Source organism: Schaalia cardiffensis F0333 (assembly GCF_005886435.1).
GTDB lineage: Bacteria > Actinomycetota > Actinomycetes > Actinomycetales > Actinomycetaceae > Pauljensenia > Pauljensenia cardiffensis.
In genome coordinates this window covers 1195328-1209502 of sequence record NZ_CP040505.1, presented here as the reverse complement: position 1 = coordinate 1209502, position 14175 = coordinate 1195328, and the positions used below count along the sequence as shown (strand labels likewise).

Below are 14175 nucleotides of genomic sequence, written 5' to 3'. Positions count from 1 at the left end.
AGAAAAGGACACTGTCAATGGCGAATTTCACCGCTGCCGACGTGAAGGCTCTGCGCGAGCAGACCGGCGCCGGAATGATGGATGTGAAGAAGGCCCTCACCGAGGCCGATGGCGACGCTGAGAAGGCACTGGAGATCATCCGCCTCAAGGGCCTCAAGTCGCTCTCCAAGCGTGAAGACCGTCAGGCCTCCGCAGGCCTGCTCGTCGCCGAGGTCGAAGATGGCGTCGGCGTCCTCGTCGAGGTCAACTCCGAGACCGACTTCGTCGCGAAGAACCAGAAGTTCATCGATTTCGCGAACGAGGTCCTCGCGGCCGCTGTCGCTTCCAAGGCCGCAGATCTTGAGACCCTCCTCGCCGCCCCCATGGGTGGAGAGACCGTTCAGGACAAGCTCAACGGCATGGCTGCGATCATCGGCGAGAAGCTCGAGATCCGTCGCGTCGTGCGCGTCGAGGGCGAGAACGTTGATCTTTACCTCCACCAGACCAGCCCGGACCTGCCCCCGCAGGTCGGCGTCTTCGTCGTGACCGACGCCGCTGGCGCTTCGGTCGCCCACGACATCGCGATGCACGTCGCCGCCTACATGCCCGCGTACCTTGACCGCGACCACGTTCCGGCCGATGTACTCGAGAAGGAGCGTGCGACTCTCGTGAAGATCACCCTCGAAGAGGGCAAGCCCGAGAAGATCGTCGACAAGATCGTCACCGGTCGTCTCGAGGCCTACTTCAAGGACAACTGCCTCGTTGACCAGGCCTTCGCCCGCGACCCCTCCAAGTCGGTCGGGAAGGTCCTCGAAGAGGCCGGCGCGAAGATCACTGACTTCGTCCGCGTCCACGTCGGAGCCTGACGCTTCGTAATGGCCCCGCCCCAGTGGCGGGGCCATTACAGTACCCACACATCTTCTCCTCAGTTCTCATCCTCACTTCTTTAGGAGCAATCGACATGGCGAAGTCCCGCAGGGTCCTCCTCAAACTTTCCGGTGAAGCTTTCGGCGGCGGAGCCGTTGGCCTCGATCCGCTCGTCGTCCGCGATATCGCGGGACAGATCGCAACTGCGGTGCGCCGCGGAGTCGAAGTCGCAGTCGTCGTCGGTGGCGGTAATTTCTTCAGGGGAGCCTCCCTCGCCCAAGCGGGCATGGACCGCTCCCGCGCGGACTACATGGGCATGCTGGGAACCGTCATGAACGCCCTCGCCCTCCAAGATTTCATCGAACAAGCGGGAGTTCCTGCTCGAGTCCAGTCCGCGATCACCATGACGCAGGTCGCTGAGCCCTACATTCCTCTTCGCGCGATTCGTCACCTGGAGAAGGGACGCGTCGTGATCTTCGGTGCCGGAGCCGGCATGCCCTACTTCTCAACCGACACGGTCTCGGTTCAACGGACCCTCGAAACCCACTGCGATGAACTCCTCGTCGCGAAGAACGGGGTCGACGGCGTCTACGATGATGACCCGCGCACGAACCCAGAAGCGAAGAAGCTCGACTTCGTCACCTACTCGGACGCCTTGGCTCATGAACTCAAGGTCGTCGATTCGACCGCGCTGGCCCTGTGCCGCGACAATGGGCTCAAGACCCGGATCTTCGGGATGTCCGAGCCCGGTAACGTGACTGCTGCTCTTCTCGGCGAGAGAATCGGTACTCTTGTCACGGCTGACAACTGATCAACATAGGAGCCCCAGTGATTGATGACATTCTCCTCGAGGCCGAGGACAAGATGGATCGCGCCGTCGAGGCCGCCCGAGGCGAGTTCGGGAACATCCGTACCGGACGAGCCAACTCGGCGATGTTCGATCAGATCCCCGTCGACTACTACGGCGCTCCCACGCCCATGCAACAGCTCGCCTCCTTCCAGATCCCCGAGGCACGCACCGTCCTCATCTCTCCTTTCGACCGCACCGCGACCCAGGAGATCCTCAAGGCCCTGCGCGAGTCCGACTTGGGAGTGAACCCCACCGATGACGGCAACGTCATCCGAGTCGTCCTTCCCGCCCTCACCGAGGAACGTCGCCGCGAGTACGTCAAGCTCGCGAAGACGAAGGCCGAGGAAGCCCGAGTGTCCGTGCGTAACATTCGCCGAAAGGCGAAGGACACGCTCGATAAGTTGAAGAAGGATGGGGAGGCCGGCGAAGACGAAGTCGATCGCGCGGAAAAGTCTCTCGAGTCCACGACGAAGAGCCACGTCGAGCAGATCGACAAGCTCCTCGCCTCGAAGGAAAGCGAGCTCCTCACGCTGTGAGCCCAATGGATTCCCCCTCCCTCGTCGGACGGATCCTCCATCCGGGGCCGACCCGGCAGGGGGAGCCCCTTGCCGCCTCCGGCAAAGCCGGTCGTAATCTCCCAGCAGCGGTCACGACGGCTATCGTGCTGATCGTGGCGGCCTCGTTGCCGCTCGTCTATGTGCCCTGGCTCTTCGTCGTTTTCATCGGCGTCCTCGTCCTGGCCGGCCTGTGGGAGCTCGGCGGCGCCTTCGCGCGACTGGGAACATCCCTGATGATGCCCCCCTTGTACATTGGGGCTATCGGGATGCTCACCTGCGCCTGGACTCTTGGTCCTGAGGCTCTCCTCTTCGCCTTGTATGCGACCTTCTTCGCCGTCGTCACCTGGAGGATCCTCGAAGGTGATATGAAGGGCTGCATCCAAGATGTCATGGCTTCCGTGTTCGCGGCCGTCTACATTCCCTTCCTCGCATCCTTCGTGGTCCTCATGGTCAAGGACTTGCAGGACCCGTGGCTCGTGCTCGTCTACGTCGGCCTCGTCGTCGCATCTGACACCGGCGGTTGGGTCGCAGGAGTTCTGTTCGGGAAGCACCCGATGGCGCCGCGCCTGTCCCCGAAGAAGTCCTGGGAGGGCTTCGCCGGTTCGTCCATCGCAGCGGCAGGCCTTGGTGCGGCCTCCTTCTGGGCGCTCGGAGCTCATTGGGGTTTCGGCGTCCTCGCAGGCCTGGGAGCCTGCATGATCGGCACTCTCGGTGACCTCACCGAGTCACTGATCAAGAGAGAAGCGGGATTGAAGGACATGTCGGCGCTCCTGCCAGGGCACGGGGGGATTCTTGATCGAGTGGATGCACTCCTCATGGTCGCTCCCATCATGTACCTGATCTTGTCCTGGACTCTCCTAGGAGCCCAATGACTCTCGCACACGCCGCACGCCCAGAGGTGCGTCCCAGCGATCAACCGCCCGAAGGCGCCACAAGCGCCGACGCGAAGCCGATCATTTCTTTCGCACCCAAACGCAGGGGAAAGGCCCCTGCGCATCTGGCGGATCTCGACCTCGCCGGACGTAAGAAGGTTTTGAAGGATCTTGGCCTCCCAGCCTTTAGAGCCGATCAGCTCTCTCGCCACTACTTCGATCATTTCAGCGTCGACCCGAATACGATGACGGATATCCCCGCCTCGATGCGAGAAAACCTGGTCAAGGTGCTCCTTCCCGAACTCGTCACCGAGGTCGTCGTCCAACGCGCCGACCGAGGAATGACTCTCAAGCACCTGTGGCGCCTCTTCGACGGGGCGAAGGTCGAGTCGGTCCTCATGCGTTACCCGGAAAGGACGACCCTGTGCGTCTCCTCCCAAGCCGGATGCGGTATGGCCTGTCCGTTTTGCGCGACCGGACAGATGGGGCTCACCCGTAATCTGTCGACCGCGGAAATCATCGACCAAGTGCGTCAGGCTCAAGTGGCATGCAGGGAAGGGCTCCTCGAAGGTGGGCCCACGCGTCTAAGCAATATCGTGTTCATGGGGATGGGAGAGCCCCTCGCGAACTACAAGATGCTCGTCTCGGCGCTCCACCGTCTCATTGATCCAAGTCCTGAAGGTTTTGGCATGTCGGCGCGCAATATCACGGTGTCAACGGTCGGCCTCGTCCCCGCGATAAAGAAACTCGCGGGCGAAGGCCTTCCTGTGACTCTCGCGGTTTCGCTCCATGCGCCAGACGACGATCTTCGCGACGAGTTGATCCCCATTAACTCGCGGTGGAAAGTCGGTGAACTCCTCGATGCGGCTCGTGAGTACTTCCTCACAAACGGTCGGCGCGTGTCGATCGAATACGCGCTCATCAAGGACATGAACGATCAGCGTTACCGGGCTCAACTCCTCGCCGATGAGCTCAATAAGCGCGGACACGGCTGGGCCCATGTCAATCCGATCCCTTTGAATCCGACGCCCGGAACGATCTGGACCGCCTCGACGCGGCGCGCTCAGGACGCATTTGTGAAGACCCTGCGCGACAATGGGATCTCGACATCAATTCGCGATACCCGCGGCTCCGACATTGACGGCGCATGCGGTCAGCTCGCGACCGCCGTTACTCAGGGCGGAGCGACAACAGCAGCAAACGAGGAACGATCCGAGCAGGAGAACCGATGAGTGACGCTTTCCCGAAGGTGAGCTTCTTGAGGAACGGATACGCGCCCGAACACGTGGACGCCTTCTTCGAAGACGCACGCAGGGCTTATGAGGGCGGAGTGCCCGCGGAGCGATTCTCCTCTGAACAGGTCCGCCAAGCGACATTTCCCCTCAAACGTGGCGGCTACCGGATGGACGCGGTCGATGCAGCGATGAACCGTCTCGAAGCGGCTTTCGTTCAACGCGACCGCCTCGATCACGTCGCCGTCAACGGTGAAGCGGCATGGCTTGAGAAGATCGCGGACCGTGCGACCACCTTGTACGACAGGCTCTTGCGCCCGCGCGGTGAGCGCTTCGCTCACCCTCAGAAGGGACGAGGCTACGACGTCGTCGCAGTTGACGACCTCCTCGATCGCCTGGCCGCCTACTTCGACGAGGGCAGGCCCTTGAGTGTCGACGAAGTGCGCACCGCGGTCTTTAAGCCTGCGCGCGGAAAGAAGGGATACCTCGAAGGGCCGGTAGATGCCTATCTGGGGCGAGCAGTCGAGATCCTCCTCGCAGTCGAATGAGCGCTCCCACCCACTTTGCAGCCTCCCCGGTCGTCATCCTCGGATCCACCGGCTCCATCGGCACCCAAGCTTTGGAGGTCATCCGCTCGCACCCCGGACGATTCGACGTACACGCTCTGGCAGCGGGTGGAGGCCGTATTGAACTCCTCGCACGCCAAGTCCTCGAGTTCGGCCCCCAGCTCGTCGCCCTCGCCTCACTCGGCGCCCAGGAGCTGATCGACGTCCTGAAGACTCTTGATCCGAAGGCGAAGATCCCCGAGATACTCGAGGGAGAAGAAGGCGTCACTCAGGCCGCCAGCCTCGTCCCCTCGGGTGTTGTTCTCAACGGCATCACCGGGGGAGTGGGGCTCGCTCCGACTCTCGCGGCCCTTCAATCGGGGGCGACTCTCGCTTTGGCGAATAAGGAGTCCCTCGTCGTGGGCGGCCACCTCGTCAGGAGCGCCTGCGTGCGGCCCGGCCAGATCGTCCCAGTGGACTCGGAGCATTCCGCGATCGCTCAGGCACTCGCTTCGGGCGTGCATGAGAAGGGACTGACCTCGCCGCTTCTTACGGGTAAGTCCGAGGTCGCCGATCTGGTGCTTACCGCTTCGGGAGGTCCTTTCAGGGGCCGCACTCGTCAAGAGCTTCGTGATGTCACTCCCGCTCAGGCCTTCTCCCACCCGACCTGGGATATGGGACCGGTCGTCACGATCAACTCCTCGACTCTCGTCAACAAGGGACTTGAACTCATTGAGGCGCATCTGCTTTTCGATGTTGCCCCTGAGCATGTGCTCACGGTCGTGCACCCCCAGTCGATCGTCCATTCGATGGTGACCTGGATTGATGGGGCGACGACATTGCAGGCATCCCCGCCGGATATGCGCCTGCCGATCGCCCTCGGATTGTCGTGGCCCGAACGCCTCGAAAAGGTCGAAGAGCCCCTGACATGGAGCAAACCCCAGTCTTGGACATTCGAAGCGATTGACGAGACGACATTCCCAGCGGTGAGTCTTGCGCGCTCGGCTGTGGCCGCATCTGCGACCCACCCCGCAGTCTTCAACGCCGCCAATGAGGTCCTTGTCGACGCTTTCATTTCGGGACGCCTACCCTGGCTCGGCATTGTTGATGTGCTGCGCGATGTGGTTGGCGCCCATGAGGGCATCGCAGATCCCCTGCTCGAGGACATCATCGGGGCCCAGGAGTGGGCCAGGGCCCGCGCCGAGGAGGCCGTGGCCCAGGAGGGCTGGAAGTAATGGGACAGGTCCTCGGAATCCTCGTGGTCCTGATCGGCCTCACCCTCTCCGTCGCCTTGCATGAGCTCGGACATATGCTTCCGGCGAAACGCTTTGGCGCCCTCGTCCCCGAGTACGCGATCGGTTTCGGGCCGAAACTCTTCTCAGTGAAGAAAGGGACAACTCACTACGTTCTTCGCGCTCTGCCCCTGGGCGGCTATGTGCGTCTTCTTGGCATGTTCGCCCCCGGCTCGCCCTCACGTAAAAGATGGAGACGCTCGGGCCATCTCACTCTCGCGGAGGAGGCGCGCCGCGCCAGTGCAGAGGAGATCCCCAAAGGCGAGGAGGCTCGAGCCTTTTATCGTCTGAGCTGGTGGCGCAAAGTGATCGTCATGGCCTGCGGGCCGATGGTGAACCTGCTTCTCGCTTTCGTCTTCCTTGCGGTCGCGGCTTTCGGAATCGGCTCACCCGTAGCGACTCTTGAGCTTTCCGAAGTTCGCGCCACTGTTCATACCTCCTCGGGTGAACTCCCCGGCCCTGCGGCCACTGCTGGAGTGAAACCAGGGGATCGGATCGTCGCCGTTGAGGGCAGGCCGATCTCGCGGTGGTCAGAGCTTGGCCCCGCTGTGAAAGAAGCTGGACACGGCCCGATCGAGCTCACCCTCGAACGGGCAGATGCGCTGGTGAGTGTGCCCGTCACTCCTCTCATGGGCGAGGACGAGCGGCCCGTTATCGGCGTCGTTGCCGCCAAAGAGTATCGGGCTGCCACGCCCAGCGAATTCATCGGCGCCTATATTCAGATGCTCACGAGAACCGGTGATGCCCTCATCTCGCTTCCGAGCGCACTGTGGAATGTTGCTCACTCTCTTGTCGCTGGCACACAACGCGATCAGGACGGCCTCGTCTCCATTGTTGGAGTCGGCAGAATCGCGGGAGAGGTGAGCGCGGATTCGAGCGGCGCCAATCCGGATTCGCTGCGTTACACATGGTCTGTTCTTCTGTCGATTTTGGCTTCTGTGAACATTGCACTCGGGCTGTTTAATCTCATTCCCCTTCTGCCCCTCGACGGCGGGCACATTGCAGCGGCCCTCTTCGAGGGGGCGCGCACAGGATTTGCGAGGCTTGCCCGCAAGCCACAGCCCAGGCCCGTCGATACTGCACGGCTCATGCCTGTGAGCTACACGGTCGGCGCACTGCTCATCGCGATGACGCTGCTTCTCGTACTCGCCGATATCATTCGACCGATTGCATTGGAGTGATTCCACAAGGGGGAAGAAGAAAGAGTGACTCGCCGCCCGGTTTTCACGAATGATTATTCTGTGACCGCCCATCCCGCGGTTTTAGCGGAGATCACCTCCTTGAATACGAGGACATTTGCGGGATATGGGATGGATGAACTGTGTTCTCAAGCTGAATCGTGGATTCTTGAGCTGTGCGGTACTCCTTCGGGGTGTGTGCGCTTCATCGTCGGCGGCACACAAGTCAATGACATTGCGATCGATTCTTTCTTGCGCCCCTGGCAGTCGGTCCTGTGCGCCACGACCGGCCATATCGCCACGCACGAGGCCGGGGCGATTGAGAATTCCGGCCATTCGATCCAGCTCTTGGCCTCCCACGATGGCCTCCTCGACCCCAGTGAAGTCGAGGATTTCATCCTTCAGTGGCGTGATGGCGGGATGCGCGAGCATCTGGCTGAACCTGGCCTCGTGTGCATCTCCCAGCCGACGGAGCTCGGGACCTTGTATTCTCTTGAACGCTTGGAAGCCCTGTCCGAGGTGTGTCATGCCCACGGTCTTGTTCTCTACATTGATGGCGCCCGCATGGGCTACGGGCTCGGTGCGACAACGAATGACGTCACGCTCAAAGACATTGCCCGTCTCAGTGATGCTTTCACGATCGGGGGGACGAAATGTGGAGCCCTGGGCGCAGAAGCCCTCGTCTTGCCCCGGCACGAGGAGTGTGAGCATCTGCGTCCCCTCATGAAGATCCACGGTGGTCTTCTCGCGAAAGGATGGCTCTTGGGGGCGCAGTTCCTGGCTTTGCTCAGGAGGGGGGACTATTTCACCGTGACCCGGGAAGCGACCTTGCGCGCCCAGAGGATCCGTCGAGCCTTCGAGGAGGCCGGGTTCGAGATGCTCGTGGATTCGCCGACGAACCAGATCTTCCCGATCGTGCCCCTTGATGTGTGGGAGGATCTTTCTTCACGTTTTGAGCTGCTCGAATGGGAGAGACTGTCACCGGATCGGGTGTGCGCTCGCGTCGTGGTGTCGTGGTCGACGACGAAGGAGGACGAGGCGGCGATCCTCGAATGGATTGCCAAGGTCTCGAAATAGAGGCCGAGCATTCGTGACAGGCTCATGAAGCCCGGGCTGCGCCTCAGGGGCGCTCATGAGGGACAGGACACAAAGTCAGAGCTGGCGAGCCTGGCGCAGCGGCGAGCGGGCGATAATAGGGGCGTGACTGAAATTGCTCTGGGCATGCCCGCCGTGAAGACCTCATCCTTCCCGCGTAAGAAGACTCACCGCATTATGGTCGGCGATGTTCCCGTCGGCGATGGGGCACCGGTTTCCGTCCAATCGATGACGACGACGAAGACCCACGATATTGGTGCGACCCTCCAGCAGATCGCAGAGCTCACCACCGCGGGTTGTGACATTGTGCGTGTCGCCTGCCCGACGGACAAGGACGCTGAAGCTCTCCCGATCATTGCGAAGCAATCACGTATTCCGGTGATCGCCGATATCCACTTCAACCCGAAGTACGTCTTCGCCGCCATCGAGGCGGGCTGCGGTGCAGTGCGCGTCAACCCCGGAAACATCCGAAGGTTCGATGACCAAGTCAAGGAAATCTGCAAGGCGGCCTCGGACCATGGGACTTCCCTGCGCATTGGCGTGAACGCTGGTTCTTTGGATCCGCGCCTGCTCAAGAAGTACGGAAAGGCCACACCTGAGGCTCTCGTTGAGTCCGCCGTATGGGAGGCTTCCCTCTTCGAGGAGAATGATTTCCACGATTTCAAGATCTCCGTCAAGCACCACGATGTGTTGACAATGATCGAGGCCTACCGGCAGCTCTCCGAAGCGGGCGAATGGCCTCTCCACCTGGGCGTGACCGAGGCCGGCCCCGCTTTCCAGGGCACGATCAAATCCGTGTCCGCGTTCTCGGTGCTTCTTGCCCAGGGAATCGGCGACACGATCCGCGTGTCCCTTTCCGCGCCCCCGGTCGAGGAGGTCAAGGTCGGCACGAAGCTCTTGGAGTACTTGGGACTGCGTGACAGGACCCTCGAGATCGTCTCCTGTCCCTCCTGCGGACGCGCGCAGGTCGACGTGTGGACTCTTGCCGAGAACGTGACCGAGGGGCTCAAGGAGCTCACGGTCCCGCTTCGCGTCGCCGTCATGGGCTGCGTTGTCAATGGTCCCGGTGAGGCTCGCGAGGCCGACCTCGGTGTCGCTTCGGGCAATGGGAAGGGACAGATCTTCATTCGCGGTGAGGTCGTCGAGACGGTCCCTGAGGATCAGATCGTCGAGACCCTGATCAATCGAGCGAATGCCCTTGCTGAGGAAATGGGCCTTGAACCTGGCGACGGCGAGGTTCAAGTCCTTCCCCTCGGACGCTGAATGCGAAAGATTTGAGCAGTCAGGAAGGAAGACTGATGAAGTTCACTCGTTGTCTCGCGCTGACGGGCGCAGCCCTTGTCGGGGCCGCTGTTGCGAGCGGTTTCCCGCGGCGGATCGGATTGAGCGCATCGGAGGCTGCGGTCTCCCTGCCGGGCGATCTGCTCGTGCCCACCGCTGATACGGTGCTCGACCGCGGCGTGCGCATCGACGCCTCACCCGAGATCGTGTGGCGAGTCATTGAGCAGGCCTTCGAGGATGAGGAGGCTTCGCGCATCCTGGCTCGCGAGGAGAACTCCTGCCTGATTCTGAGCGTCCCGACTCCCGGATTTGAAGACGAGGGCCGCACGGGGACTGTTGTTTTTGCGCTTTTGCCTTTGACACCGGAACGAACCTTGCTTCACCTGCGAGAACGGCACGTGGCGGCTCCGGAGGCATCCTCCGTGGCACTGGGGGCGCGTCTTGCGGTGGAGTCCTTCACCGCGATGCGCATGCTGAGGGATATTAAGCGGGCAGCCTTAGTGCTCTGAGTGCTGCGGAGCAGGTGGCGTCTCTTTTCGGCTACGCTGAAGCGATGCCAGAGCACGTCGGCGTGCCATAGAACATTGCTTTGAGGGGGGAACACTCATGAGCCAATGGTTCGGCGTATCGATGCTCGTCGTGACGGGAGTGTTCATCCTCGCTGCCTGGGGCTGGCTGTGGTCGGGAGTGAGCCTCAGGGCCCGCAGGATCGCGATCCTGCGCTGCTACCCCTTCTCTTCCGGGGCGGCGATTCCTCAGATTCAAGCTGTGATCTGGCCTCTTGTGCCCCTCGCGGGGCTCACCTGGATTGTTCTGGGAGCTGTGAGCGCCAGGATGATCGTGGGACGCGATCCGATCTTCGAGTCCACCCTTGTCGTTGTCCTTTTCGGCGCCATCGTGGTGATCGCGGCCTGGTCTTTCATGGGCGGAGCCTTACCGGATTGGATGTACCCGGGGTGGATGGCCACTCGCTTCTACAGGCGCCATCCGGAGCGCTCTCGCACAGAACTGCAAAGGATGCTCCTCGACCCGCGCCACTGAGAGAGAAGAAGAGGCCCTGAGCCCGGAGGGGAGGTGGAGCTCAAGTGGAGCGAGGTCGCTTCGGGGCGGGGGCGTGGACTACCCTGGACGGGTGCTGAGAACTTTGTCTTCATACTTCCTGCGCACTTTGCGCGAGGACCCGGCTGATGCTGAGGTCGATTCCCATAAGCTCCTCGTCAGAGCCGGTTACATTCGACGTGCAGCCCCTGGAATCTACACCTGGCTGCCTCTCGGTCTGCGGGTCCTGCGCAAGGTGGAGGCGATTGTCCGCGAGGAAATGGACCGAATGGGAGCCCAGGAGGTTCATTTCCCGGCCCTCCTTTCGGCTGAACCCTATAAGGCGACGAAGCGTTGGGAGGAGTACGGTCCGACTCTCTTCACACTCGTTGACCGCAAGCAGGGCGACTACCTGCTTGCGCCGACTCATGAGGAGATGTTCACCCTGCTCGTCAAGGACATGTACTCCTCGTACAAGGATCTGCCGACGATGCTCTACCAGATCCAGACGAAGTATCGCGATGAGGCTCGTCCACGCGCGGGCCTGATTCGTGGCCGCGAGTTCATCATGAAGGACGCCTACTCCTTCGATCTGACGGATGAAGGGCTCAATGCCTCCTATAACGCCGAACGCGACACTTACGAGCGCATCTTCACCCGCCTCGGACTCGACTATGTCATCGTGTCGGCCATGTCGGGCGCGATGGGAGGTTCGCGTTCGGAGGAGTTCCTCCACCCGAGCCCGATCGGAGAGGACACTTTCGTCCGTTCCCCCGGAGGCTATGCGGCGAACGCTGAAGCCGTGACGACTCCCGCTCCTGAACCCGTCGACGCTTCCGGAGTGGGAGAGCCTCGCGTCGTTGCAACTCCCGAATGCTCAACCATTGAGACCCTCGTGGAGCTGCTGAACTCGGAGTATCCGCGCAGCGATGGGCGCCCCTGGAATGGCGCCGACACTTTGAAGAATGTCGTGGTGACCCTCACGCACCCGGATGGGGCAAGCGAACTCCTCGTCGTCGGCATTCCCGGTGATCGTCAGATCGATATGAAGCGCCTCGGGGCTTCACTCGCCCCGGCTGAAGTGGAGATGGCGACCGACAAGGAGCTTGAGGACCATCCCGAACTGGTTCGCGGCTACATCGGCCCCCAGGTCATCGGTCCGAATTCGCCTGCCCGCACCATTGACGAGGACGGGCGCGTGAGCGGTTCGGTCCGCTATCTCGTTGATCCTCGGATCGTCGAAGGGACGAGCTGGGTGACCGGCGCGAATAAGGATCAGCATCACGTTTTCGACCTTGTCATGGGACGGGATTTCCAGGTTGACGGCACGATCGAGGCCGCTGAGGTCCGTGAGGGCGACTTGGCTCCCGACGGTTCAGGTCCGCTCCACCTTGAGCGGGGCATTGAGATCGGTCACATCTTCGCTCTTGGCCGCAAGTATGCGAAGGCCCTGGGGCTGACGGTCCTCGATGAGAACGGCAAGGCTCAGGTCGTCACCATGGGCTCCTACGGGATCGGCGTGTCCCGTGTACTCGCCGCTCTTGCTGAAGCGAACCACGATGACAAAGGCCTCGCCTGGCCTGCGATTATCGCCCCCTTCGATGTGCATGTTCTCGCAACCGGGAAGGGCAATGAGGTGTTCGAAACCGCCCAGGCCCTGTCCCAAGAGCTCGAGGCCCGGGGCTTGGATGTCCTCTTCGATGACCGGCGCAAGGTGAGTGCGGGAGTGAAGTTCGCCGACTCGGAACTCCTCGGTGTTCCGCTGTCACTCGTCGTTGGCAGGGGACTGGCCACAGGCCTCGTTGAAGTCCGTGAGCGTGCTTCGGGTGAACGCAGGGAGCTTGCTATCGAAGAGGCCGTGGAGGTACTCGTGGCCGCTCATGAGCAGTTGATCAAGGGAGAGTGAAGATGGCGCATCGTGAAATCCGAATCATCGGAGACCCTGTTCTGCGTACTCCGTGCGAGGAGATCCGCGAGATTGACGCCTCGATCAAGGCGCTTGTCGAAGACCTCCTCGAGAATGTTGATATGGATGGGCGTGCAGGTCTTGCCGCCAACCAGATCGGCGTGAGCAAGAGGGCTTTCTCCTACAACATTGACGGCGAGATCGGCTACGTCCTCAACCCTCGTATTGTCGAGGTATCGGAGGATGAGTATCAGGATGGCGACGAGGGCTGCCTCTCGGTGCCGCACTTGTGGTATCCGACTGAGCGAGCCTGGTATGCGCGCGTTGAGGGCATTGACTTGGACGGCAAGAAGATCACCCTCGAGGGCGAAGAGCTCATGGCCCGTTGCCTCCAACACGAGTGCGATCACCTGGACGGCTACATCTATATTGATCGCCTCGATCGCAAGACCCGTAAGAAGGCGTTGCGCGACATCCGCAATCAGGAGTGGTGAACGCATTCCTTGATGATCAGTGAGCGACCCGCCGCAGGTTCCTTCTGGAAGCTGGGGCGGGTCAGCTATGATGAGGGTGCACCGTGAAAACAGTGGATGTTCGGTTCAGAGGACGTAGGGGAAGACGATCCTCAAGAAGAACCGGAGGTCACATTGAGAGGGACATACACCCGCGGTGTACTTTTCGTGCACTCGACGCCGCCCGCACTGTGCCCGCACATCGAATGGGCTGTCGGCACCGCCCTCGGCCAGGAAGTGCATCTTCAATGGATCGCACAAGATGCCGCCCCCGGCATGGTGAGAAGCGAATTCTCCTGGGCCGGGCCAACGGGCTCAGGGGCGCGCCTTGCCTCCGCGCTTCGTGGATGGGAACACCTGCGATACGAGGTGACGGAGGAAGCGAGCCCACACAATGACGGTGGGCGCTGGTCGCATACGCCCTCACTGGGGATCTTCCACTCTCAGATGGATACCGTCGGCAATATGGTCGTCCCCGAGGACCGTATCCGCGCGGCCCTGGAAGGAGCTTCTTCCCTTGAAGAGTTGCGCGAAGGACTCGACCTCGCCCTGGGTGCGGCCTGGGATGAGGAACTCGAACCCTTCCGTCACGCCGGAGCCGGCGCGCCCGTGCGCTGGTTGAACAACAGGGTCGGCTGAGATGGGGTCGATCGCGGAGCTACTCGGATACTCACTCACGTCTGAAGAACCAGAGGACACTCATACTCGGGCGCAAGAGGACTCGGATCGCATCCGCGAAACAGCGATGGCGGCCGTCCTCGACGAAACTCCCCTCGAGCCCGAGGCAGCGCGCGCAAATCTCAGACTCGTTGAGGACCTTGACCTTGACGACCTCGTCCTCTACGCGATCATCGCGAGAATCGAACACGAATTGCACATCCAGATCCCCGACGCATCCATCGGAGAGTGGACAACCATGGAAGACCTCCTCACAGGAGTAGAGGCCGCCACGCGCTGAGATACTCCGGGCG

At 61.6% G+C, this 14175-nt stretch carries 16 protein-coding genes; all 16 read left to right on the top strand.

What is annotated here, in order from left to right:
• The first annotated feature begins 17 nt into the window (after positions 1 to 17).
• The 16 genes from tsf (at position 18) to FFA61_RS04905 (ending at position 14162) form a co-directional block, all read left to right on the top strand.
• Positions 18 to 845, top strand: a complete 828-nt coding sequence (gene tsf / locus FFA61_RS04980) for a translation elongation factor Ts (protein WP_005964077.1) — start codon at positions 18 to 20, stop codon at positions 843 to 845.
• Positions 846 to 940: 95 nt separating this feature from the next.
• Positions 941 to 1657, top strand: a complete 717-nt coding sequence (gene pyrH / locus FFA61_RS04975) for a UMP kinase (protein WP_040314138.1) — start codon at positions 941 to 943, stop codon at positions 1655 to 1657.
• A 17-nt stretch (positions 1658 to 1674) separates the two neighbouring features.
• Positions 1675 to 2232, top strand: coding sequence for a ribosome recycling factor (frr, locus tag FFA61_RS04970; protein ID WP_005964070.1), 558 nt, complete (start codon positions 1675 to 1677; stop codon positions 2230 to 2232).
• A 5-nt stretch (positions 2233 to 2237) separates the two neighbouring features.
• Entirely contained in the window at positions 2238 to 3125 is an 888-nt protein-coding gene (locus FFA61_RS04965; RefSeq protein ID WP_005964067.1) for a phosphatidate cytidylyltransferase, read from the top strand.
• A complete protein-coding gene (gene rlmN / locus FFA61_RS04960; RefSeq protein ID WP_005964064.1) occupies positions 3122 to 4357 on the top strand; it encodes a dual-specificity RNA methyltransferase RlmN in 1236 nt (411 codons plus the stop codon). Before FFA61_RS04965 ends, rlmN begins: the two co-directional genes overlap by 4 nt.
• The gene (locus FFA61_RS04955) at positions 4354 to 4905 is read left to right on the top strand and encodes a DivIVA domain-containing protein (RefSeq protein WP_005964061.1); all 552 of its coding nucleotides are present in this window, start codon (positions 4354 to 4356) and stop codon (positions 4903 to 4905) included. The genes rlmN and FFA61_RS04955 overlap by 4 nt, the downstream gene beginning before the upstream one ends.
• Entirely contained in the window at positions 4902 to 6137 is a 1236-nt protein-coding gene (gene dxr / locus FFA61_RS04950) for a 1-deoxy-D-xylulose-5-phosphate reductoisomerase (protein ID WP_005964059.1), read from the top strand. Before FFA61_RS04955 ends, dxr begins: the two co-directional genes overlap by 4 nt.
• Positions 6137 to 7375 carry a M50 family metallopeptidase gene (locus tag FFA61_RS04945; RefSeq protein ID WP_005964056.1) on the top strand — a complete coding sequence of 413 codons (1239 nt, stop codon included), beginning with the start codon at positions 6137 to 6139 and terminating at the stop codon, positions 7373 to 7375. Before dxr ends, FFA61_RS04945 begins: the two co-directional genes overlap by 1 nt.
• A 24-nt stretch (positions 7376 to 7399) precedes the next feature.
• On the top strand, positions 7400 to 8449 hold the full coding sequence (locus FFA61_RS04940) for a threonine aldolase family protein (protein WP_005964053.1): 1050 nt from the start codon (positions 7400 to 7402) through the stop codon (positions 8447 to 8449).
• Positions 8450 to 8593: 144 nt separating this feature from the next.
• Positions 8594 to 9730, top strand: coding sequence for a flavodoxin-dependent (E)-4-hydroxy-3-methylbut-2-enyl-diphosphate synthase (gene ispG / locus FFA61_RS04935; protein WP_051057884.1), 1137 nt, complete (start codon positions 8594 to 8596; stop codon positions 9728 to 9730).
• A gap of 35 nt (positions 9731 to 9765) precedes the next feature.
• Complete coding sequence (locus FFA61_RS04930; RefSeq protein WP_005964048.1) at positions 9766 to 10257, top strand: hypothetical protein; 492 nt, start codon at positions 9766 to 9768, stop codon at positions 10255 to 10257.
• Positions 10258 to 10354: 97 nt separating this feature from the next.
• Positions 10355 to 10789, top strand: a complete 435-nt coding sequence (locus FFA61_RS04925) for a hypothetical protein (RefSeq protein ID WP_005964046.1) — start codon at positions 10355 to 10357, stop codon at positions 10787 to 10789.
• A 91-nt stretch (positions 10790 to 10880) separates the two neighbouring features.
• Complete coding sequence (locus FFA61_RS04920) at positions 10881 to 12692, top strand: proline--tRNA ligase (RefSeq protein ID WP_005964044.1); 1812 nt, start codon at positions 10881 to 10883, stop codon at positions 12690 to 12692.
• Positions 12693 to 12694: 2 nt separating this feature from the next.
• Positions 12695 to 13186: a peptide deformylase gene (gene def / locus FFA61_RS04915; protein WP_040314135.1), complete on the top strand. Its 492-nt coding sequence runs from the start codon at positions 12695 to 12697 to the stop codon at positions 13184 to 13186.
• A 153-nt stretch (positions 13187 to 13339) separates the two neighbouring features.
• Positions 13340 to 13843, top strand: a complete 504-nt coding sequence (locus tag FFA61_RS04910; RefSeq protein WP_040314308.1) for a DUF3145 domain-containing protein — start codon at positions 13340 to 13342, stop codon at positions 13841 to 13843.
• 1 nt (position 13844) lies between these two features.
• Positions 13845 to 14162 (top strand): phosphopantetheine-binding protein, encoded by a 318-nt coding sequence (locus FFA61_RS04905; RefSeq protein ID WP_005964036.1) that lies wholly within the window; start codon positions 13845 to 13847, stop codon positions 14160 to 14162.
• Positions 14163 to 14175: the final 13 nt, after the last annotated feature.